General features: G+C 71.1%; 19 protein-coding genes and 1 tRNA gene. 6 read left to right on the top strand and 14 right to left on the bottom strand.

The features are described from left to right. The first annotated feature begins 89 nt into the window (after positions 1 to 89). Entirely contained in the window at positions 90 to 494 is a 405-nt protein-coding gene (locus ACFYOY_RS16580; protein ID WP_211125577.1) for a globin, read from the top strand. A gap of 27 nt (positions 495 to 521) precedes the next feature. Here ACFYOY_RS16580 and ACFYOY_RS16575 read toward each other — a convergent pair whose 3' ends face one another. From ACFYOY_RS16575 to ACFYOY_RS16545, 7 genes are all read right to left on the bottom strand, one after another. Continuing rightward, positions 522 to 1,355 (bottom strand): hypothetical protein, encoded by an 834-nt coding sequence (locus tag ACFYOY_RS16575; protein ID WP_388587687.1) that lies wholly within the window; start codon positions 1,353 to 1,355, stop codon positions 522 to 524. Beyond that, a complete protein-coding gene (locus tag ACFYOY_RS16570; RefSeq protein WP_388587684.1) occupies positions 1,352 to 1,858 on the bottom strand; it encodes an acyl-CoA thioesterase in 507 nt (168 codons plus the stop codon). The genes ACFYOY_RS16575 and ACFYOY_RS16570 overlap by 4 nt, the downstream gene beginning before the upstream one ends. Before the next feature lie 4 nt (positions 1,859 to 1,862). Next, positions 1,863 to 3,527: an energy-dependent translational throttle protein EttA gene (gene ettA, locus ACFYOY_RS16565; protein ID WP_237513490.1), complete on the bottom strand. Its 1,665-nt coding sequence runs from the start codon at positions 3,525 to 3,527 to the stop codon at positions 1,863 to 1,865. A 325-nt stretch (positions 3,528 to 3,852) separates the two neighbouring features. After that, a complete protein-coding gene (locus ACFYOY_RS16560; RefSeq protein WP_351882344.1) occupies positions 3,853 to 5,250 on the bottom strand; it encodes an LAETG motif-containing sortase-dependent surface protein in 1,398 nt (465 codons plus the stop codon). A 214-nt stretch (positions 5,251 to 5,464) separates the two neighbouring features. Beyond that, positions 5,465 to 5,971: a single-stranded DNA-binding protein gene (locus tag ACFYOY_RS16555; RefSeq protein WP_351882342.1), complete on the bottom strand. Its 507-nt coding sequence runs from the start codon at positions 5,969 to 5,971 to the stop codon at positions 5,465 to 5,467. Positions 5,972 to 6,107: 136 nt separating this feature from the next. Continuing rightward, a complete protein-coding gene (locus ACFYOY_RS16550; RefSeq protein WP_388587680.1) occupies positions 6,108 to 8,000 on the bottom strand; it encodes a GTPase in 1,893 nt (630 codons plus the stop codon). A gap of 6 nt (positions 8,001 to 8,006) precedes the next feature. Further along, positions 8,007 to 9,617 carry a dynamin family protein gene (locus tag ACFYOY_RS16545; protein ID WP_388587967.1) on the bottom strand — a complete coding sequence of 537 codons (1,611 nt, stop codon included), beginning with the start codon at positions 9,615 to 9,617 and terminating at the stop codon, positions 8,007 to 8,009. Between the two features lie 382 nt (positions 9,618 to 9,999). Between ACFYOY_RS16545 and ACFYOY_RS16540 the strand changes: the two genes are divergently transcribed. Then, positions 10,000 to 10,072, top strand: a tRNA-Arg gene (locus tag ACFYOY_RS16540). Between the two features lie 126 nt (positions 10,073 to 10,198). On the opposite strand, the gene ACFYOY_RS16535 is transcribed toward ACFYOY_RS16540, so the two are convergent. The 3 genes from ACFYOY_RS16535 to ACFYOY_RS16525 form a co-directional block, all read right to left on the bottom strand. Then, positions 10,199 to 10,888: a siderophore-interacting protein gene (locus ACFYOY_RS16535; protein WP_388587677.1), complete on the bottom strand. Its 690-nt coding sequence runs from the start codon at positions 10,886 to 10,888 to the stop codon at positions 10,199 to 10,201. A gap of 175 nt (positions 10,889 to 11,063) precedes the next feature. Next, positions 11,064 to 12,806 (bottom strand): cytochrome c oxidase subunit I, encoded by a 1,743-nt coding sequence (ctaD, locus tag ACFYOY_RS16530; RefSeq protein ID WP_351882336.1) that lies wholly within the window; start codon positions 12,804 to 12,806, stop codon positions 11,064 to 11,066. A 258-nt stretch (positions 12,807 to 13,064) separates the two neighbouring features. Further along, positions 13,065 to 13,484, bottom strand: a complete 420-nt coding sequence (locus ACFYOY_RS16525) for a hypothetical protein (protein ID WP_351882334.1) — start codon at positions 13,482 to 13,484, stop codon at positions 13,065 to 13,067. A gap of 458 nt (positions 13,485 to 13,942) precedes the next feature. Between ACFYOY_RS16525 and ACFYOY_RS16520 the strand changes: the two genes are divergently transcribed. Then, on the top strand, positions 13,943 to 14,971 hold the full coding sequence (locus ACFYOY_RS16520; RefSeq protein ID WP_388587674.1) for a sporulation protein: 1,029 nt from the start codon (positions 13,943 to 13,945) through the stop codon (positions 14,969 to 14,971). Between the two features lie 59 nt (positions 14,972 to 15,030). Here ACFYOY_RS16520 and ACFYOY_RS16515 read toward each other — a convergent pair whose 3' ends face one another. Together ACFYOY_RS16515 and ACFYOY_RS16510 are read right to left on the bottom strand one after the other, a co-directional pair. After that, a complete protein-coding gene (locus ACFYOY_RS16515; RefSeq protein WP_351882330.1) occupies positions 15,031 to 16,314 on the bottom strand; it encodes a cation:proton antiporter in 1,284 nt (427 codons plus the stop codon). Positions 16,315 to 16,318: 4 nt separating this feature from the next. After that, positions 16,319 to 16,789, bottom strand: a complete 471-nt coding sequence (locus ACFYOY_RS16510) for a cation:proton antiporter regulatory subunit (protein ID WP_059145650.1) — start codon at positions 16,787 to 16,789, stop codon at positions 16,319 to 16,321. Between the two features lie 178 nt (positions 16,790 to 16,967). Between ACFYOY_RS16510 and ACFYOY_RS16505 the strand changes: the two genes are divergently transcribed. Further along, the gene (locus tag ACFYOY_RS16505; RefSeq protein WP_388587671.1) at positions 16,968 to 17,390 is read left to right on the top strand and encodes a hypothetical protein; all 423 of its coding nucleotides are present in this window, start codon (positions 16,968 to 16,970) and stop codon (positions 17,388 to 17,390) included. Positions 17,391 to 17,553: 163 nt separating this feature from the next. Continuing rightward, positions 17,554 to 17,964 carry a VOC family protein gene (locus tag ACFYOY_RS16500; RefSeq protein WP_351882326.1) on the top strand — a complete coding sequence of 137 codons (411 nt, stop codon included), beginning with the start codon at positions 17,554 to 17,556 and terminating at the stop codon, positions 17,962 to 17,964. A 102-nt stretch (positions 17,965 to 18,066) separates the two neighbouring features. On the opposite strand, the gene ACFYOY_RS16495 is transcribed toward ACFYOY_RS16500, so the two are convergent. Then, positions 18,067 to 19,056, bottom strand: a complete 990-nt coding sequence (locus ACFYOY_RS16495) for a zinc-dependent alcohol dehydrogenase family protein (RefSeq protein ID WP_388587964.1) — start codon at positions 19,054 to 19,056, stop codon at positions 18,067 to 18,069. 149 nt (positions 19,057 to 19,205) lie between these two features. After that, on the bottom strand, positions 19,206 to 19,424 hold the full coding sequence (locus tag ACFYOY_RS16490) for an MbtH family protein (protein WP_014060764.1): 219 nt from the start codon (positions 19,422 to 19,424) through the stop codon (positions 19,206 to 19,208). Between the two features lie 168 nt (positions 19,425 to 19,592). On the opposite strand from ACFYOY_RS16490, the gene ACFYOY_RS16485 reads away from it, so the two are divergent. Beyond that, positions 19,593 to 20,624, top strand: coding sequence for a polyprenyl synthetase family protein (locus tag ACFYOY_RS16485; RefSeq protein ID WP_351882324.1), 1,032 nt, complete (start codon positions 19,593 to 19,595; stop codon positions 20,622 to 20,624). Positions 20,625 to 20,636 lie beyond the last annotated feature (12 nt).

Below are 20,636 nucleotides of genomic sequence, written 5' to 3'. Positions count from 1 at the left end.
GCTGCCCATGCCTCCACTCTCCTGCGCCCGCCCCCCGGCCGCGACCCACGCCCCCTTTTCCAGCCGAGGGTGTCTGAGACCATGGAGGCGTGAAAGAGATTCCGCGAGGCACACTTCAGGAGCAGACCTTCTACGAGCAGGTCGGCGGCGAGCAGACCTTCCGGCGTCTGGTCCACCGCTTCTACCAGGGGGTCGCCGAGGACCCGCTGCTCCGGCCGATGTACCCCGAGGACGACCTGGGACCGGCCGAGGAGCGGCTCGTACTCTTCCTGATGCAGTACTGGGGCGGCCCCCGCACCTACAGCGACAACCGCGGCCACCCGCGGCTGCGCATGCGCCATGCCCCCTTCACCGTGAACCGCGCCGCCCATGACGCCTGGCTGCGCCATATGCGCGACGCGGTCGACGAGCTGGAGCTGGCCCCGGAGCTCGAGGGCCAGCTGTGGCACTACCTCACCTACGCCGCCGCCTCCATGATCAACACGGAGGGCTGACCGGCTGAGAGGGCTGACCCGGCGGGCTCAGGCGGGTGTGACGGACAGGCCGGAGAGACCCGACGTACGCACCGCGATCGAGCCGTACGGAGTGCGCAGCCGCAGCCAGCCGCCCGCGGCGAGCAGCGCCAGTGGCTCGGCCGTGGGGCCGGGCGTAGCCGTGGCCACACCGCCCCCGGCACCGGTGGCGGCCGGCGCCGCCGCCCGGACCGGACGCAGGAAGCCCAGCGACTGGGCGGCATGCACGGCGCGCAGCGGGAGCCCGGTGTCGCCGAGCGTGCGGGACCAGATCTCATGGCCGATGCGGTCGCGCTCGGCGCGCGTACGGCGCTCCTCGGGGAGTTCCGCGTCGCGGGCCCGGAACTCGGCAACGGCGGCGGCGACCGCCGCGCTCACCTCGTCCACGCCCGGTAGGCCGCTCACCCGGCGCCAGCCGCCGCGCGGCGGCAGCACCCCGGCCCACGGCGGACCGGTGACGGCCTGCGGCACGGTGACCGCCAGCCCCCGGTCACGGACCTCGGGCCCGTCGGCGGTCCGCCCGGCCCGCGCCGTGTCCAGCGCGTCCCCGAGCTCGCCCGCCGAGACCGTGGTATCCAGCGCGCCGGGCCCGCTCGCCGCTCCGGACGCTCCGGCCTCCCCGGCCGACGCGGCATCGGTGCCGACGATCGCCTCGAGCCGCGCCGTACGGATCGCGAGGACCTCGAAGGACGGCGGCCGGCCGAAGACGGCGAGCACACCGCCGCCCGCCTGCAGCCGTACCGCCGCCGCCCGGTCGTAGTGGATCAGCCGGGCCAGGAAGGCGGCGAGATCGGCCGCCTCCCCGGCGTCGGCGAAGTGGAGCTCCTGGCCGGCGGCCGTCATACGGCGACGGCCCCCTCCGGCCGCTCGGCGCCACCGGCGCCGCCCGCGGATGCGGCGGGTTTCGCGGGCGCCTTGCCGGCGCCCTTCTTCACCGGGTCCGGCTCCAGGTACTCGGTCAGGAACTTCTCCTCCTCCGGGGAGACCCGGCGCGGACGGCCCTGGTCGAGGTCGTACGGCACGATGCGGGTGGCGGCACGCACATACAGTGCGTCCTCGTCCTTGATCTCGTAGCGCAGGGTGAGATACGCGGCCTTGATCTCCGTCACCCAGGTCTCGACCGTCACCGGGCTGTGCCGGTGGACGAGGGGCTTCAGATAGTCGATCTCATGCCGGGCCACGACCACGCCGCCGGTGAACGCGTCACTCCCGTTCCCCGGCGCCAGCCGCCACATGAAGTCGACCCGGGCCTCCTCCAGGTAGCGGAGGAAGGTCACGTTGTTGACGTGGCCGAACGCGTCCATGTCGGACCAGCGCAGGGGACAGGGGTAGATATGGCGTGCCATCCACTCAGCCCCGGGTGAGCTTCTTGTAGGTGGCGCGGTGCGGACGGGCCGCGTCCGGGCCGAGCCGCTCGACCTTGTTCTTCTCGTACGACTCGAAGTTGCCCTCGAACCAGAACCACTTGGACTCGCCCTCGTACGCCAGGATGTGCGTGGCGACGCGGTCGAGGAACCAGCGGTCGTGGGAGACGACCACGGCGCAGCCGGGGAAGTCGAGCAGCGCGTTCTCCAGCGAGGAGAGGGTCTCGACGTCGAGGTCGTTGGTGGGCTCGTCGAGGAGCAGCAGGTTGCCGCCCTGCTTGAGGGTGAGCGCGAGGTTGAGGCGGTTGCGCTCACCGCCCGAGAGCACCCCGGCCGGCTTCTGCTGGTCCGGGCCCTTGAAGCCGAACGCGGAGACATAGGCGCGGGACGGCATCTCGACCTGGCCGACGTTGATGTAGTCGAGCTCGTCGGAGACGACCGCCCACAGCGTCTTCTTGGGGTCGATGTTGGCGCGGCTCTGGTCGACGTAGGAGATCTTGACGGTCTCGCCGACCTTGATGCGGCCCGCGTCGGCGGTCTCCAGGCCCTGGATCATCTTGAAGAGCGTGGTCTTACCGGCGCCGTTGGGGCCGATGATGCCGACGATGCCGTTGCGCGGGAGGGTGAAGGAGAGGTCGTCGATGAGGACCTTCTCGCCGAACGCCTTGGAGAGGTTCTCCACCTCGACCACGACGCTGCCCAGGCGCGGGCCCGGCGGGATCTGGATTTCCTCGAAGTCCAGCTTCCGGGTCTTCTCGGCCTCGGCGGCCATCTCCTCGTAACGGGTCAGCCGGGCCCTGGACTTGGCCTGGCGGCCCTTGGCGTTGGAGCGGACCCAGTCCAGCTCTTCCTTGAGGCGCTTGGCGCGCTTGGCGTCCTTCTGGCCCTCGACCTTCAGCCGGGCCTGCTTCTTCTCCAGGTAGGTGGAGTAGTTGCCCTCGTAGCCGATGGCGCGGCCGCGGTCGAGCTCCAGGATCCACTCGGCCACGTTGTCCAGGAAGTACCGGTCGTGGGTGATGGCCACGACGGTGCCCGCGTACTTGGCGAGGTGCTGCTCCAGCCAATTGACGGACTCGGCGTCCAGGTGGTTGGTGGGCTCGTCCAGCAGCAGCAGGTCGGGGGCCTCCAGCAGCAGCTTGCAGAGGGCGACCCGGCGCTTCTCACCGCCGGAGAGGGTGGTGACCGGCCAGTCGCCGGGCGGGCAGCCGAGGGCGTCCATGGCCTGCTCGAGCTGGGCGTCCAGGTCCCAGGCGTTGGCGTGGTCCAGGTCCTCCTGGAGCTTGCCCATCTCCTCCAGCAGCTCGTCGCTGTAGTCGGTCGCCATCTGCTCGGCGATCTCGTTGAAGCGGTCCAGCTTGCCCTTGGTCACCGCCACGCCGTCCTGGACGTTCTCCAGCACGGTCTTGGACTCGTCCAGCGGGGGCTCCTGGAGCAGGATGCCGACGCTGTAGCCGGGTGAGAGGAAGGCGTCACCATTGGACGGCTGCTCCAGGCCGGCCATGATCTTCAGCACCGTCGACTTACCGGCGCCGTTGGGGCCCACAACACCGATTTTCGCGCCGGGCAGAAAGCTCAGCGTGACGTCGTCGAGGATCACCTTGTCGCCGTGCGCCTTGCGCGTCTTGCGCATGGTGTAGATGAACTCAGCCAAGAGAAACCGTCCGGCAATCTGGTAGGTATCGAGGTGCGGCTCCGCCGCGGGGTCCGTATCCGTGGCAGCTCCACCGCATGAGGGTAGATACAGCCATCTTGCCGTACGCCAAGCCCGAGGCGGAAACCCGTTTGGTCCGGCGAGCGGCGTGAGTCCGGTATCCGCGCCCCCCGCGACCCCGGCATCGGCCGCCTCCATGACGCGAAGGGCCGGAACCTCCGCGAGGCTCCGGCCCTCCATCACCGCGTTTTCGATGATCACCACACTCGGTGACCTTCGATTCACTCAGCGATCACTGCTGCCCTGGCGTCACCGCCCAGGCGTTTCACTCCCCCGCGGGCGCCTTCTTCTTGCGGACGAAGAAGACCGCGCCGCCACCGACGACGACCAGCGCCACGGCGATGCCCGCGATCATCGGGGTGTTGCTGCTGCTACCGGTCTCGGCCAGGTCGCCACCGGAGGTGTCACCGCCGGTGCTGCCACCGGCCGACGCGGGGCTCGGCTGCGAGGAGGGGGTGTCGCTGCCGCCGCCGCTGCTGGCGGTCTTGCAGTCGAGAACGCCGGAGAAGGTCTTCTCGAAGCCGTTCGGACCGGTGATGCTGAACTTGTAGCTCTGGTCCTCCTTCACCGGGGCGGTGACGGTCTTCGACTGACCCGCCTCGACGGTGTACTTCTGGCCCAGCAGCTCGAAGGTGAACGCCTCGTCGCCCTTGTTGCTGGCGGTGATGTCCACGCCACCCTTGGCGCAGTCCTTCTCGGCGGAGACCGCCGGGACCGCACCCTTCTTCGCCCAGTTCGCGGTGGCGGTGGCGGAGACGGTGCTCTCGCTGGACCCGGCCAGGATCTGGGTCTGGCTCTTGGTGGCGCTGGCGAACGCGCGGCCCACCGGAACCTTGGTGGCGGCCTGGGCGGTCAGCGTGGCGGAGCCGTCCGCCGCGCCCTCCGGGACGTCGAAGTACACCTCGCCGCCGTCGGCGGCGCTGGTGAGGGTCTTGCCGCTCTTGTCGACGAGCTTGACGCCGCTGCCCCCGGACTCGGTGCCCGGGGTCAGGGTGACGCTGTCGGCGTTGGTGTGGACCTTGACCGGGCCGAGGCGCTCACCGGCCTTGCCGGAGACGGCCGGCGGGTCCAGGCTCAGCGACGCCTTGGGCTCCTCGATGTTCTGGGCGCTCTTCTCGAGGTAGTCGGCCAGCTTCTCGGCCTGCGGGTCGACCGCGTCGACCTTCGCATTGTCGGAGAAACGCCAGATGGCGACCTGCGTGCCCGCGGCGGCGGTCTTCTCGGTGAGGGCACCGGTGCCGGCCGTCTTCGCCAGCGCGCCGAGGTCGTTCACCTGCGGGTAGGAGTTCTGCAGAACCCAATTGATCTTGCCCGCGTTGGGGTTGTTCGCCAGCGACGTCTCGGCCCAGGATTTCTCCTCGTACTTGGCCTTGCTCTGCGTCGGGTTGTGCAGATCAATGCAGTACGTCTGGATGGAGCCGCCATTGTCGACCGACATCTCGAAAAGGCCGGCGCCGACCTGCTGGTCCTTGCCGTTCTCGTGGATGACGGCCTTGTCGAACGTCTTGAGACCGCCCAGCGTGGCGGTGGCGCCGCCCCGGCTCGGGGGCGCGTCATCGGCGGCGGCGGTGCCGGCGGTGACCATCGCACCCACCGCGACCAGACCGGACGCCAGCACGGCGGCCGCAAGGCGGGCAGCGCCCCGCCTCCTTACAGAAATCATGATTTCCCTCCGGGCGAGCACCAGTCAGTTGGTGCGCCTCGCCAGCGAACTCAAAACTCAGGAACCCCCGTTGGGCACGCACGGATCCTAGGGAGAAAGAGGCGCATGTTCCCCGCCAATACCTAGACCCAACCGATCCGAATCGGAATCGTTATCAATCTTCAGATCCCATATGAGCTGGGATTATCGACAAGTCTCCCGTGTTCGCGACCACTCACGGGGAGGTTGTCCCGGTCGGTGTGTTTAGAAGCGGTTTAGCCTGTGAAACCCGGCGAAAAGCGGATGTACCCCGCGTGAGGTCGTGTCCGACGGCCATCGCGTCGATCTCCGCGGTGACCCAGCGCCTGGGCTGGTTCGCGCCGCCACCGGAATCCACGCCCGGAGCCGCGGGCGCGGCCGCGCCTCCCCCTTCTCCCTGAAGCGGCCGGTCCCTCTCCCGCTCTCGCTCCCGGTCCCATTCGCGCTCCCGCACCCGCAACGTCCCATGGACAACGAGGGGTTCACCGAGCGATACCGACCCGGCGACATTCGCGGCGAGCGTGCGCCACGTCCAGACCGTATAGAAACTCGTGTACGCGTCCGCCCACGCGTCCCGCCCCCGGTCCCACCGGCGCACCGTCACCGCCAGCCGGAACCGGGCCACCGGGACGCCCGCCGCCGTCTCCCAGAAGTCCGGCCGCGTCGCGGCATTGCCCACCACGGTCACCCAGCTCTCATTCACCGACTGCTCCCCCATCAATTCCCGGTCCGCCGTGCTGTTCGTGGACCATGCTGCCCGGGATCGCGAGACCCCGCCGGGCCCTGTGCACGACCCCGCGGTTGTGGACAACTCGGTCACCCGCCCGGGTGACCACCCGTCACGCGCCGCCCGCCGCGATGACGTACTGGGCCCGTACCTCCCCGTACCGCGCCAGCTCCGCCTCAACCGGCTCCAGCACCCGCCTGGCCCCGCACTCGGCCGCCGCCTCCCGCAGCCGGCCCTCCACCGACCGGCCATGGCGCCTGGCGGGCCCCCGCGCCGCCACCCGGGAGCCCCACGCCAGCGCCGGGCCGACCGCCGCACCACCCACCAGCAGCGCCGGCATCCACCACTCCGGCCCGCCGAACACCCCGGCGGTGGCTCCCAGCAGCCACAGCACCCCCACCACTTGCACCACCAACAAGATCACCTGAGCCGCCGCCACCATCGACCACCACACCGGCCGGATCGGCTGCCGGTCCACCGCCGCGGCCGCCACCGCCTCGTCGACCGCCTCCGCCAGCCCTCTGCCGCCCCACCCCGCCGCCTCCCGCACGGCCTGCGCCCATGGGCCGGGCAGCCCGGCCGTCGCCTGATCCCCGAGCGTCCGTACGGCCTCCTCCACCGCGGGGCGCGCCGTGACCGCCTCCACCGCCACCGGGCGCGCCCGCGCGCCCGGGATCTCCATCCGCTCCGCGGCTCCGGGGGTTCGCGAGGCCCGGGAGCCCCCCGAGGCGCGGGCCTTCCTCCCAAGCACCCGCCCCCACGGCGTTCCGCACCGCCACTCCGCGTCCCTCAGCCAGGCGCGCTCCGCCGCCTGTCCGGCCGCGGCCGCGCCCGCCGCCTCGGCCAGCCGGTCCTCGAACTCCGCCCGCGCCCGCTCGGTGAGCCCGACCGGCCCGTTGTCCGCCACGTACTGCGGCCGCAGCCGCGTCATCGTGCCGTCCACGTCGGCCGACAGCCTGCGCTCGGCCGCCCCGCACTCGGCCGTGAGCCGCCCGAGCGTCTCCCGCAGCTCTCCGACGCCCTCGCCGGTCAGCGCGGACAGCGCGAGCACGGCCGCCCCCGGTTCCCCGTGCTCCCCGAGGGCGAGCCCGTCCTCGTCCAGCAGCCGCCGCAGATCGTCCAGCACCTGGTCCGCGGCCTCGCCCGGGAGCCGGTCCACCTGGTTGAGCACGACGAAGGTCACCTCGGCATAACCGGCGAGCGGCCGCAGATAACGCTCATGCAGGACCGCGTCCGCGTACTTCTCGGGGTCCACCACCCACACCACCGCGTCGACGAGCCCCAGCAGCCGGTCCACCCGCTCCCGGTGCCCCGGGGCGGCCGAGTCATGGTCGGGCAGGTCGATGAGGACGAGACCGCGCAGTGCGGGGTCGTAGGGATAGCCCGGGTTGCGCCGGTCCACCGCCGGGATGCCGAGCCGGTCCAGCAGGCCGTCGGCGTGGTCGGTCCACGCACAGGCGAGGGGCGTGGCGGTGGTCGGACGGCGGATCCCGGCCTCGGAGAGGGGGGCTCCGGCGAGGGCATTGAAAAGTGTCGACTTACCGCTTCCGGTGGCCCCGGCGACGGCGACCACGGTGTGCCCGTAAGGATGCCGTCCCCGCGCGTCCGCCTCGTCGAGCACCCGCGCGGCCCCGGCGAGCGTGCGCCCCTCGAGCCGGGACCGGGACAGCCCGACCAGCTGGCGCAGGGCCTCGAGCCGGGGCCGCAGGGTGCCCGTGGCGAAGCTGCGGACACCCGCCTGGTACACGGCGTAGGGAGGGCCGCCGAAGGACCGCCGGACGGTCTCCTCCTCCGGGAAGTAGCCCGCCGTGGCGTGGGGAACGCCCGCCGCGGCCTCCTCCGGCCTCCCCTCGTACACCGCGCGGGCCGGACGGGCCCCGGTGCGTCCTTGGGTCCAGCGGTGCGCGCGCCGGGCGATCAGGCCGTCATCCCATGTGTGGCGGCCTCCCGCCGCCCGGTCTCCTCCGCCGCTCTCGTTGCCGCCATTGCCCTCCGTGGCCGTCACCGTCGGTCACCTCTCCTTCTGCAGTACGGACAGCGCGGCGATCAGCTCGACCTGGTGCTCCGGGGACATGTCCAGGGCGTCCAGCGGGGCCAGCCTGCCGTCGCGCTCCGCCCGCATGGCGCGTGCGACACAGCTGTCGAGCAGCCGTCCGCCGCGGTCGCCCAGGCGCAGCGCCGCATGCGCGCCCAGGGTCTCGGCGAGCTTCTCGCCCGCCTTACGGGCGCGGCGTCCGCCCAGCAGGGACGCGGCGAGCAGGGCGGCGACCTCCTCGGGCGCACAGCTGCCCCCGTATTCGGCGATCCGGGCCCGGGCCTCCTCCTCGGCCAGCTCCTCGGCACAGCGCCGCCAGTGCCGTACGGCCACACCGATCCGCTCGGCGGCGCCGGGCGTGTCGCACGGAGCGAGCCCGGCCTGGGCGACCGGGTCCTGCCTCCCGGCCTCCGCGACCCGCTCGTCCGCGGTGGCGGCCGCGCCGCGCAGCAGGGTGGCCAGGGAGTCGGTGAGAGCCGTAAGGAGCTCATCGGGGGTGCTGTCATGCGGCAGGCCGTGCCAGTGAGTGAGCGCACCGCCCGCGAGCGCCGCGCCCTGCGCGATCTCGCGCCGTACCCGCTCCACCGCCTCCCCGTACGCGCCCTCGACCCGCTGGACCAGCCGCACCGCGGCCGCGTGCTGCGCCGCCGCGGCCCCGGCCAGCGCGGGCATCCGGGAGCTCAGCGAGGCGAGCGTCCCGGCGGCCGTACGGGCGGCGGCGACGGTACGGGCGTACGGATCCTGTGCGTGCTGGGTGAGCCAGGACCGCAGGGCGGCGACGGCGGTGGCCGGCAGCAGCCCGCTGCCGCCGCCCGCGGACTCGGGGAGCTCGGGGATGGTGAAGCGCGGGACATCGCCGAGCCCGGCCGCCGTAAGGAGCGCGGCGTACTGCCGGGAGACCTCGGCGGCCACCTGGTGGGGCACCCGGTCCAGGACGGTGACGAGGGTGACGTCGTACTCCTTCGCGGTCCGCAGCAGATGCCAGGGGACGGCGTCGCCGTAGCGGGTGGCCGTGGTGACGAGCACCCAGATGTCCGCGGCGCAGATCAATTCCGCGGCCAGATCGCGATTCCGCGCGACCAGCGAGTCGATGTCGGGCGCGTCGAGCAGTGCGAGCCCCCGCGCCAGCCCCGGATCGGTCTCCACCCGCAGCGCCGCCGGCCCCTCCTGCGCCCGCCCCTCCTCGTCGTACGCGCTCTCCGCCCGCTCCCCCTGCGCCGGCACCCACACCCGGGTGAGCCGCGGCAGCACCCGCTGCCCGGCGAACCAGGGGTGGTCGTCGGGGTGGCACACCAGCACCGGCGTACGCGTCGTGGGCCGCAACACACCGGCCTCGGTGACCCGTCGGCCGACCAGCGAATTGACGAGGGTGGACTTGCCCGCCCCTGTCGATCCCCCGATTACCGCCAGCAGGGGCGCTTCGGGGGCGCGCAACCGGGGCACGAGGTAGTCGTCCAGTTGAGCGAGCAGCTCGGCTCGGCTGCGGCGAGCGCGGTCGGCGCCGGGAAGGGGGAGCGGAAACCGAGCGGCGTCGACACGGTCACGCAGTGAGGTCAGCGCGTCGAGTAGCCGGGGCCGTACGTCCAAGATCGCCACGTGGTGAAGAATGCACGCTTTTGATGCCTTTTTGAAGCGTATGGTCACTCGTGCGCGTCAAAGAGACCCAGCCGGATCACCCTAAAAGGGGCATGAGGTGGACGTGGCGACAGGGACGCGGGCATAACGAGTACACAACACCCGCCCCCTGAGGCGTGAAAAACGATGCAAGTTTCGGACCTGCCTGCGATTATCAGACCGCTTCACCGAACCTCCACAACGTGCCACGGAGGTGAAGCAACCGGGGCGAGGCGCAAGGAGCCCTATCCTTGTCCCGGCAAGGTCACGGTCCGTCGAGCCCGGCCACCCGCACCACGGCCGCCCCGGCGGCCCCGCAGGCACCGGGGGCTCAGCAGCTCCGCGACCACCACCGGCCCCCGTAGCTCAGTGGATAGAGCAGGCGCCTTCTAAGCGCTTGGCCGCAGGTTCGAGTCCTGCCGGGGGCGCACTGGACCCTCTTCTCTACGCACGTAGCGAAGAGGGTCTTCTCGCTGTTCGGAGCCGCTTCCGGCGGCCAGGGCACCGCCCCGGGCGTGCCCGGCGATCAGGGGCGGGCGCGGGAGCCGTCCGCCCTACTCCATGCCCCGCTTGCCCGGCGTCCAGAACGGCTTGGTGAGTACCGCGCGGCGGTCCCAGCCCGCCTCCCGGACGAGCACCTGGCGCACCCGCTGCACGGTGCGCGCCTCCCCGGCGACGTAGGCGATCCCACCCGGTTCGGGGGCGAGGCGGCGTATCGCGTCCGGGAGTGAAGCGCTTCCCCTGGTCAGCCAGTTGAGGCGGTCCGAGTGGGGCAGCGGCAGGCGGTCCGCGGTCGTTTCCGTCTCCACGCAGCCGGAGACCCGCGCTCCGGGCGGCAGTGCGGCCAGCATCGCGCCGAAGGGGACCGACGCCGTCTCCTCCCCGACGAAGACGTGGTGGGCGGCCTCGGGCCGGAGCGTGAACGACCCCTCGGGTTTGCCCAGCCGCACCCGCTCGCCGACCTGGACGCTCCTGCCCCAGCGCGCCCCCGGCCCCGCTTCGGCGTGGTCCAGCACGCACAACTCGACGGCGCCGGAGGGGTCGTAGCGCCACACGGAGTACGTACGGCGGGTCAGCCCGGAGCCAACCAGGACGCGCACCTGCTGCCCGGGGCGGACGTCGAGCCCGGCGAGGGTGTCGCCCTCGATGCGCAGCCGGCGCATGCGGGCGGCTATGGGTTCGGCCTCGGTGACGGTGCCGCGGAGCATCAGCAGGTCAAGGACCGGATCCAGCAGCGTGGGCATGGGAGGGCTCCTCGGGGAACTCGGGTGCGTGCGGGGGAAGTTGAGCGGCCACCAGCGGCCGGACGCGATAGTACGCGTTTCCGGTTGGATGCGATAGTGCGTGACTTACCCCGGACCCGGACCCGGCTCCGGCTCCGGCTCCGGCCCCGAGAGGGGGGTCAGACCTCAGAGGTGGTCAGCCCTTGTGGCCCCCGGTGTCGCCGCCCGTTTCGGGGCCGGGCTCGCCGTCGGTGCGCCCCGCCTCGGAGAGGGGCGTCCTGTTGGACGCGGCCACCTCGTGGGGGATGACCTCGGGGTGGTGGAGGTCGAAGGCCGGGGATTCGGAGCGGATCTTCGGCAGGGTGAGGAAGTTGTGCCGGGGCGGCGGGCATGAAGTGGCCCATTCCAGGGAGCGGCCCCATCCCCAGGGGTCGTCGACCTCGACCCGCTTTCCGTACTTCCCGGTTTTCCACACGTTGTAGATGAACGGCAGGGTGGACAGGCCCAGGAGGAAGGAGCCGATGGTGGAGACCGTGTTCAGCGTGGTGAAGCCGTCGGCGGCCAGATAGTCGGCATAGCGGCGCGGCATGCCGATGACGCCCAGCCAGTGGTGCACCAGAAAGGTCGTGTGGAAGCCGACGAACAGGGTCCAGAAGTGGATCTTACCGAGGCGCTCATCGAGCATCGTGCCGGTGAACTTGGGCCACCAGAAATAGAATCCGGCGAACATCGCGAAGACCACCGTGCCGAAGACCACGTAGTGGAAGTGGGCGACGACGAAGTAGCTGTCGTGGACCTCGAAATCCATCGGTGGCGAGGCGAGGATCACCCCGGTCAGCCCACCGAAGAGGAAGGTGACCAGGAAGCCGATGGACCACAGCATCGGTGTCTCGAAGGAGAGGGAGCCACGCCACATGGTTCCGATCCAGTTGAAGAACTTCACCCCGGTCGGCACCGCGATGAGGAACGTCGTAAAGGAGAAGAACGGCAGGAGCACCGCTCCGGTGGCGAACATATGGTGGGCCCACACCATCGCGGAGAGGCCGGTGATGGCGATGGTGGCGCCCACCAGACCGATATATCCGAAGACCACCTTGCGGGAGAACACCGGAATGATTTCAGTGATGATGCCGAAGAACGGCAGGGCGATGATGTAGACCTCGGGGTGGCCGAAGAACCAGAAGAGGTGCTGCCAGAGCACCGGCCCGCCGTTGGCCCCCTCGAAGACGACCGCGCCGAATTTACGGTCCGCCTCCAGCACCAGCAGGGCGGCCGCCAGGATGGGGAAGGCGAGCAGCACCAGGATCGAGGTGAAGAGGATGTTCCAGGTGAAGATGGGCAGGCGGAACATCGTCATTCCCGGGGCGCGCATGCACACGATGGTCGTGACGAAGTTGACGGCGCCCAGGATCGTCCCGAAGCCGGAGAGGGCGAGCCCCATCACCCACATGTCGCCGCCCACGCCCGGTGTGCGCACCTTGCCGCTGAGCGGCGTATAGGCCGTCCAGCCGAAGTCGGCCGCGCCGCTGGGAGTGAGCAGACTGCCGATCACGATCAGCCCGCCGAAGGCGAAGAGCCAGTACGAGAACATGTTCAGCCGAGGGAAGGCGACATCCGGGGCGCCGATCTGCAGCGGCATGATCTCGTTGGCGAATCCGGCGAAGACCGGTGTGGCGAAGAGCAGCAGCATCAGCGTGCCGTGCAGGGTGAAAGCCTGGTTGTACTGCTCCGGACTGACCAGTTGCAGTCCGGGCCGGGCGAGTTCGGCCCGCATGACCATCGCCAGAAGGCCGCCGATGAGAAAGAAACCGAACGCGGTCACCAAGTACAGGTGTCCGATTTTCTTATGGTCCGTGGTGGTGAGCCAGTCGACCATGATACTGCCGAGTTTGGTGGGTTCGGCGGGAGCTTGAAATTCGGGCTTGGTTGTCGTCGCCATGTCCGTGTCCGCTCCTCGGCAGGATGCATGTGTGGGCGACCGGCGGCACCGGCCAACGCATACGTTGTATTGATTCGCCCACCATTACCCGAAGCGGGACGGCGATTCGGACCCGACTCGCCGTAGAGGTCCTCCGTCGATCACCGCGCCCTGAGCGGACCCGGCCGGAATTCGGCCGCCCGGGCGGAAAACCACGTGGACACAGCCATTCGTTTTATATGTGCCGTCCTTACGGCTGTGGCTTTGCCTGTGCCGTCCTTACGGCTGCGGCTTTGCCTGTGCCGTTCTTCCCGCCTCGAGCTGGGACTTCGCCTCGCGCAGGGCGCGGCGTACCTCCTGGCGGGGGTCCTGACCGGCCAGCCTGCCCGGCAGGGCGATGGCGAGCCGCGAGGGCTGATCCTTCGTCCGCGCCGCCAGCTCGGTCCCGCGGTTCCCGGGCGCCGGGCGGATCCGGATCTCCAGCCGGTCCCCGTAGCGCTCCAGCGGCTCCGGCAGCGCTTCGGCCCGTACGTCCGTGGGCGGCCGGTTGACGGTGACCGTCTGCCATCGGTCGCCGTTCTGGGCGTCGGCCAGCCGGGCCATCCGCGACGGCCTGCGCCGCCATCGCCTGATCCCCGCGCTCACGACGATCGCCGCGGCGCTGAGCAGCGCCGATCTCACCCGTCGCACACGTGACATCGGTTCCTCCCGTCCTCCGGGGTGAGGATGAGCAGGCGCCCCGCATCCGGGCACCCTCCTCTGCGGACATACTCCGCTCACCGCACGGCACCCGCCCGTCGTGGGCCCCAGGGTCCACCCCCGGTTACCCGTGGCCGGAAGGCCCAATCAGATGGCTCTCCGCGGGCCGGCGTTGGCGGAAGCGGACCGTTTTCCCCGCCCGATCCGGGTCACCCGGAAGGGTGGCGTCGGGTCCGGCCGGACGGATCTCGAAAAGTGTTCGACCGAACGAGGGACCCACGGAAGCGCGCCTGAGCTGGGCTGTCACGGACGCCGGCGGTCGGGGCCGCACCATCGCTGGCCGGTTTTGCCATCCCAGAAGGTACACATGGGAATCCCTTTACCATCCCATTCGTTCCACGCATGCCCCCCACGGAACAGTGAACGAACCCAGTGACAGTGAAGGAGTGGACGCCGCGATGGTGTTCAAACGAGTGCTCGGCTCGCTCGGGGTCGGCGGACCCGTCGTGGACACGGTCCTGGACCGGGAGCCGGTGCGCCCCGGTGGGGTGGTGCGGGGGCAAGTGCGGCTCCGGGGCGGCGGCCGGGCCAGCGATATCGAGCACCTCGCACTGGAGCTGGTCGCCAGGGTCGGGGCCGGGCACGGCGGCGAGGAGCGCGCGGACGGCGTGGTCTTCTACCGCCTCCGGCTCAGCGGGGGGTTCCGGCTCGACACGAGAGAGCACAGAGAAATTCCGTTCACCCTTCACATACCGTGGGAAACCCCGCTCACCGAGCTCTCCGGGCAGCCGCTCGGCGTCGTCCTGGGCATCCGGATCGAGCTCGCGTCGGCGGGCGCGAAGGACCATGGCGATCCGGAACAGCTGATCGTGCGCCCGCTGCCGGTCCAGGAAGCCGTGCTGGGGGCGCTGGGGCAGCTCGGCTTCGGCCTCGTCGCCGCCGATCTGCGGCTCGGCCGTATCGCCGGCACCGGGCAGAGGTTCCCCTTCCACCAGGAGATCGAGCTCACCCCCGCCCCGCGGTACATCCACGACATGAACGAACTCGCGCTGACCCTTCTCACCGGCCCGGACGGCATGGAGGTCGTCCTGGAGGCCGACAAGCGCGGCGGGTCCTTCTCCGGCGCGTCCTCCTCCGGCAGGTCCTTCCCCGGTTCGTCCTCCCCCGGCAAGCGACTCCCCGGTGGCCCTGCCGCCCTGGGCCGCCACACCGTGAGCCATGAGGGCCTCGAGCATCGCGACTGGACCGCCGAGGTCGACTCCTGGATCCAGGCGCTCATCGAGGCCCGCACCCCCCACACTCCCCGCGCCGGGGCGATCACCTGGGGCATCACGGCCGGTACGGCGGCCGGGGCCGCGGGCGGCGGTATGGTCGCGGCCGGGCTCGGCGACGCGTTAGGGAACTTAGAGGGCTTAGGCGACTTAGACGGCTTGGGGGGCTTGAAAGACTTGAGGGACTCAGGGCACGAGGAAGCGGACCAGGGCTGAGACGCGCGGGAGGGCCGCGGATCTCCCCGCGGCCCTCCCGGTGCACCACCGGCGAACGGTTATGAACGGCGCCCCACCGTATCGGGGTCGTCCACTGTCTCCCGCGGCTCCTCCGCCACGCCATCGCCCCCGTTCTCGACCCCGCCCCCGACCGCCGTCGCCGCAGCGGCCTCGCGGCGCGCCGCCAGCCGGGCCGTGACCTGCCGGGCGACGGGCTCCGTCCAGCGGGCGGTGAGCGGGCCGAGGACGACCAGGATCAGGACGTACGCAGTGGCCAGCGGGCCCAGCGAGGGTTCGATACCGGCCGTGACGGCGAGTCCCGCGATGACGATCGAGAACTCGCCCCGGGCCACCAGCGTGCCGCCGGCCCGCCAGCGGCCCCGTTCGGAGATTCCGGCCCGCCGTGCCGCCCAGTAGCCAGTGGCGATCTTCGTACTGGCGGTGAGGACGGCCAGCGTCATGGCGGGCAGCAGCACCGGGGGGATGCTGGCCGGGTCCGTGTGCAGACCGAAGAAGACGAAGAAGACGGCGGCGAACAGATCCCGCAGCGGGCTGAGCAGATGGTGGGTGCCCTCGGCGACCTCCCCGGACAGGGCGATGCCCACCAGGAACGCGCCGACGGCCGCCGACACCTGGAGCTGCTGGGCGATCCCCGCCACCAGCAGCGTCAGCCCGAGCACCACCAGCAGCAGCTTCTCGGGGTCGTCGCTGGAGACGAAACGGGAGATGTGCCGGCCGTAGCGGAGCGCCAGGAACAGCACCAGACCGGCCACACCGAGGGCGATGGCCAGGGTGACGCTGCCCGCCGCCAGGCCCGCACCGGCCAGCAGGGCGGTGACGATCGGCAGATAGACGGCCATCGCCAGGTCTTCCAGGACCAGGATGCTCAGGATCACCGGGGTCTCGCGGTTGCCGAGCCGGCCCAGATCGCCGAGGACCTTGGCGATGACACCGGAGGAGGAGATCCAGGTGACGCCGGCCAGCACCACGGCGGCCACCGGCCCCCATCCCAGCAGCAGGGCCATGACGGCGCCGGGCAGTGCGTTGAGCACCGCGTCGACGAGCCCGGCCCGGTACTGGGTCTTGAGATTGCTGACCAGATCGCTGGCGGTGTACTCCAGGCCGAGCATCAGCAGCAGCAGGATGACGCCGATCTCGGCGCCGGTCGCGACGAACTCCTCGCTCGTCCCCAGCGGCAGCAGCCCGCCCTCGCCGAAGGCCAGTCCGGCCAGCAGATACAGCGGGATCGGGGAGAACTGAAACCGTCCGGCCAGCCGTCCCAGCAACCCGAGGCCCAGGATGACCGCGCCGAACTCGATCAGGAAGACGGAAGACGAATGCATGGGCCTACACCCGCCCGAGTATCGCCGCGGCCGAATCCACGCCCTCGCGGGTACCGATCACGATCAGCTCGTCGCCACCGGCCAGCCGGAAGTCGGGGGTCGGGGAGGGGATCGCCTCCGCCCTGCGCAGCACGGCCACGATCGAGACGCCGGTCTCGGTCCGCATCCGCGTCTCGCCGAGCACCCGCCCGTTCCAGTACGACGTGGACGACAGCTCGATCCGCTCGGCCACCAGCCCCAGTTCGGTGGTGGACAGCAGATTCGGGCTGTGATGGCTCGGCATCAGGACCCCGACGAGCGCTTCCGCTTCCCCGGCGGTCAGCCTCGTGGACAGGGCGCACTCATCAGGATCCTCTTTCCGGTACGCACTCAGCGTCCGGTCTCCGTCGCGGTGCGCGATGACCGACAGCAGCCTGTTCTCTCGTGTCGTCAGGTCGTAACGGACCCCGATGCCGGGCAATGGCGTACTGCTCATCCGCGGAGCGCCCACGATCATCCCTCTCGTCGCTCGAGTGTCGTGCCACCCTAACGAATGGCAAAGAATTGGTAATGAGGGCCGGTGAGTGAGGGCACGATGGGACGATGCCGACCGCATAAGGGTGGGGTGGCCATCGACAGGCGAGGAGGATGGTGCCCGGAGGAGGATGGTGCCCATGATTGAGTGGAGGCGGCTCAGCGCAGGCATCAGACCGGTTCCCGATCCGGTCGCCACTCCCGTCATCTGGGGTGGGGCCTTCCTCGGTGCGCTGGTGCTGGTGGTGACCCTGAACTTCCTCGGCGGCCACGGCCGCCCGGTGTTCGCCCTGATCGGGCTCTCGCTGCTGGCCGCCCTGCTGGGGCTGTGCGCGCGTTTCGTCGCGGCGCCCGGTACCGCGGCGCTGTGCTGGCTGTTCCTCAACGGCTTCGCCATTCCGCCCGCGGGCCGGCTCTCCTGGGCGGGCGACCGCGACACCGGCTGGATCGCCTGCCTGCTGGCGGCGGCCGTCGCGGGCACCGCGCTCGCACGTATCGTCAACGCCCGCGCGGGATACCGCCGCATCTCCCCGCTCGGCCGCCGGCCGGGGTCGCCTGAGTGAGCGACGGCTGGTCCGACGGCCGGTCCATGGTCGTAGGTCCCACGGCCGTGGGACGGCCCGGCGAAAGGCCGATGCTCCGGGGACGGGCCCGTCCCTAGGGTGTGGGGCGCTGCCCGGCGGTCACGGTGCCGTCGATGTGTTTCTCATGACGTAGGAGACGCCCATGCCCGCCGACGGTCAGAGCCATATCCGTATCGCCCGCCCTTCGCGCGACCTCGCGGCGGCGGAGCGCTTCTGGTGTGGTGGGCTGGGGCTGAGCGTGGTGTACCGGATCGAGGGCGGTGACCGGGCCGGAGAACACGATCTGCTGATGGTGGGCCGGCCGGACGCCTCCTGGCACCTGGAGCTCGTCCACGAGGCGGCCCATCCCGTCGAGCCCCGGCCGACCGAGGAGGATCTCCTGGTGATCTACCTCGACGAACCGGTCCCCGAGGACCTGGTGGCCCGCCTCACCGAGCACGGCGGCACCCGCGTCCTCTCCCCCAACCCGTACTGGAACGAATGGGGCGTCACCATCGAGGACCCCGACGGCTACCGCCTGGTGCTGTGCCGGCGGGGCTGGTCGAATTCCTGACGGTGCCGAGGCCGCTCGCCCAGGTGCCGAGGCCGCTCGCCCAAGTGCCGGGGCCACTTCGCCGGGCATCGGCGCCATTTCGCGACGCGCCGGACCCTCGCGCTAGTGCGGCATCGTCAGGACCGCCACACCGTTGACGCGGTCGGCGGCGAGGTCGTCGAGGGCGGCGTCCGCCCGGTCGAAGGGGTAGGGGGTGACCGTGGCGCTGATGCGGTCCTCGGCGGCCGCGGCGAGGAATTCGCGCCCGTCCTCGCGGGTGTTGGCGGTGACGCTGCGCACGGTGCGTTCGCGGAAGAAGTGGCGGTCGTAGTCGAGGGACGGGATGTCCGAGAGGTAGATCCCGGCGATGCTCAGCGTGCCGCCGGCATCCAGGGCCTCCAGGGCGACCGGGACCAGCTGGCCCACCGGGGCGAAGAGGATGGCGGCGTCGAGGGGCTCGGGTGGGCGGTCGTAGGAGTCGTTCGCGGAGGCGGCGCCGAGCTCCAGGGCGAGGGTCTGGGCGGCGGGTGAGCGGGTCAGGACGTGGACGACGGCGCCCTGGGCGATGGCGACCTGGGCGGTGAGGTGGGCGGAGCCGCCGAAGCCGTAGATGCCGAGCCGGCCGCCCGGCGGGAGGTCGGCGCGGCGCAGGGCGCGGTAGCCGATGATGCCGGCGCACAGCAGCGGGGCGAGCTCCTCGTCGGTGTATCCGGAGGGCAGCTCATAGGCGTAGGCCGCCGGTACGGTGACGTACTCGGCGTAGCCGCCGTCCGCGTCCCAGCCGGTGTACTCCGAGGACGGGCACAGGTTCTCCTGACCCCGGAGGCAGTAACGGCAGCGGCCGCAGGTGCGCCGCAGCCAGGGGACGCCGAGCCGGATTCCGGGGCCGTGGCCGTGCGCCCGCGAGCCCGCCGCGACGACCTCGCCGACGGCCTCGTGGCCGGGGACGACGGGGCTGCGGTGCGGGGGCAGATCGCCGTCGCGGACATGCAGATCGGTGCGGCACACCCCGCAGGCCCGGACCCGGATCAGCAGTTCGTCCTCCGCCGGCCGTGGCACCGGCAGCTCCACCTGCTCGATCCGGCCCGGGGCGGGGACCACCCATGCCCGCATGGTCGCCGGGAGGTCGGCGTTCGCGTCCGTCATCACACCGTCAACGTAACGCCGTGGGGCCCGCCGCGACCGTAAGGCACGCGTTCAGGTCATGCGGCGCCAAAAGGGAAGAGATGCGGCCGGAAACTGCCAACCGAGTGCGGGCGCGGTCAGGCCGAGGTGCCGTCCATCGCGGTGATCAGGCTCTTGGGCCGCATATCGGTCCAGTGCTCGTTGACGTAGTCCAGGCACGCCTGGCGGTCGTCCTCGCCGTGGGCGACCGTCCAGCCCGCGGGGACCTCGGCGAAGGCCGGCCACAGGGAGTGCTGCCCCTCCTCGTTGACGAGCACGAGATAGCGGCCGTCGGGGTTCTCGAAGGGGTTGCTCATCGCTGTTCTCCTCGCTCGCGGTCGGCATCGACAGGCTTGACGGTACCGGCCGCAGCGGGCACCCGCCGAGGGGTTCCCGGGGGCCCTGGGAAAAAGCCTGGGATACGGAAATGGCACCTTCCTGACGGAATTCAGTGTTCCGGTATGTCCCTCGCCTACGGTCCGCGCATGGTCGCGTCCGCCACAACAGAGCCCAGGGGCTCCATGGCCATGGAGCTCACCACCGGCGACCCCGCGCTCACGGCCCGTCTGGAACGCGGGATGGACGCCTCGGAGGAGCAGCTGCGCGCTCTCGCCACCGAGGCCCGGGACCCTTGTGTCGCGGAAGTCGCCGGACATCTCTTCGGCCCCGGCGGAAAGCGGCTGCGCCCGCTTCTGGCGTTGGTCGGCGCGGAGTTCGGCGAGCGCGATCCATCCGCCGCCGTGCAGGCCGCCACCCTGGCCGAGCTGGTGCATGTCGCCTCGCTCTACCACGACGACGTCATGGACCAGGCCCGCACCCGGCGCGGAGTGCCCAGCGTGAACGCCCGCTGGGGCAACACCACCGCCGTACTCGCGGGCAATTGGCTGCTGTCGAAGGCGGCCCAGCTCGCCGCGGAACTGGGCCCGGAAGCCATCCGATTGCAGTCCAAGGTCACCAATCGGCTGATCATGGGCCAGATACGGGAACTCGTCGGCCCCTCGGACGACGACGATCCGCTCTCCCACTACTTCACCGTGGTGGCGGGGAAGTCGGCCTCGCTCATCGCCATGGCGCTGCAGCTGGGGGCGGTCCGGACGGGCGCCCCGGAGCCCGCCGTCCAGGCACTCGCCGAATACGGAGAACATCTGGGAATCGCCTTCCAGATATCCGATGACATCCTCGACATCACCTCCACCTCTGAGGTCTCCGGCAAGGAACAGGGCAAGGATCTCGCGATCGGCGTCGCCAGCCTCCCGGTGCTGCTGGCGCTGGCCGACGAGCGGCCGGAGGCGGGTGAGTTGCGCACTCTGCTGACCGCCGCCACCGCGGGCCCGGAGGGCGCCGGGCTGCCGAGGGCCGTCACGCTGCTGCACCGCTGCGGGGCGCTGGCGGAGGCGCGGACGGTGATGCACGCCCGGCTGCTGCGCGCCCGGACCGCGGTGAACGGGCTGCCGGACGGGCCGGCGACGCGGGTTCTGCACGCGCTGTGCGACTTCGTGGCGCGCCGGGACCACTGACCGGCTCGCGTA

Source organism: Streptomyces sp. NPDC007875, from assembly GCF_042868035.1.
GTDB classification, from domain to species: domain Bacteria; phylum Actinomycetota; class Actinomycetes; order Streptomycetales; family Streptomycetaceae; genus Streptomyces; species Streptomyces antimycoticus.
Note: the sequence above shows the minus strand (reverse complement) of the source record. Positions and strands in the feature narration are given on the sequence as shown.

Bases quoted from the DNA above. Each gene is read 5' to 3' on its own strand.
- ACFYOY_RS16575 (WP_388587687.1), bottom strand. From the start codon at position 1,355: ATGACGGCCGCCGGCCAGGAGCTCCACTTCGCCGACGCCGGGGAGGCG.
- ACFYOY_RS16570 (WP_388587684.1), bottom strand. From the start codon at position 1,858: ATGGCACGCCATATCTACCCCTGTCCCCTGCGCTGGTCCGACATGGAC.
- ACFYOY_RS16560 (WP_351882344.1), bottom strand. From the start codon at position 5,250: ATGATTTCTGTAAGGAGGCGGGGCGCTGCCCGCCTTGCGGCCGCCGTG.
- ACFYOY_RS16535 (WP_388587677.1), bottom strand. From the start codon at position 10,888: ATGCCCACGCTGCTGGATCCGGTCCTTGACCTGCTGATGCTCCGCGGC.
- ctaD (WP_351882336.1), bottom strand. From the start codon at position 12,806: ATGGCGACGACAACCAAGCCCGAATTTCAAGCTCCCGCCGAACCCACC.
- ACFYOY_RS16525 (WP_351882334.1), bottom strand. From the start codon at position 13,484: ATGTCACGTGTGCGACGGGTGAGATCGGCGCTGCTCAGCGCCGCGGCG.
- ACFYOY_RS16520 (WP_388587674.1), top strand. From the start codon at position 13,943: ATGGTGTTCAAACGAGTGCTCGGCTCGCTCGGGGTCGGCGGACCCGTC.
- ACFYOY_RS16515 (WP_351882330.1), bottom strand. From the start codon at position 16,314: ATGCATTCGTCTTCCGTCTTCCTGATCGAGTTCGGCGCGGTCATCCTG.
- ACFYOY_RS16510 (WP_059145650.1), bottom strand. From the start codon at position 16,789: ATGAGCAGTACGCCATTGCCCGGCATCGGGGTCCGTTACGACCTGACG.
- ACFYOY_RS16505 (WP_388587671.1), top strand. From the start codon at position 16,968: ATGATTGAGTGGAGGCGGCTCAGCGCAGGCATCAGACCGGTTCCCGAT.
- ACFYOY_RS16500 (WP_351882326.1), top strand. From the start codon at position 17,554: ATGCCCGCCGACGGTCAGAGCCATATCCGTATCGCCCGCCCTTCGCGC.
- ACFYOY_RS16495 (WP_388587964.1), bottom strand. From the start codon at position 19,056: ATGCGGGCATGGGTGGTCCCCGCCCCGGGCCGGATCGAGCAGGTGGAG.
- ACFYOY_RS16490 (WP_014060764.1), bottom strand. From the start codon at position 19,424: ATGAGCAACCCCTTCGAGAACCCCGACGGCCGCTATCTCGTGCTCGTC.
- ACFYOY_RS16485 (WP_351882324.1), top strand. From the start codon at position 19,593: ATGGTCGCGTCCGCCACAACAGAGCCCAGGGGCTCCATGGCCATGGAG.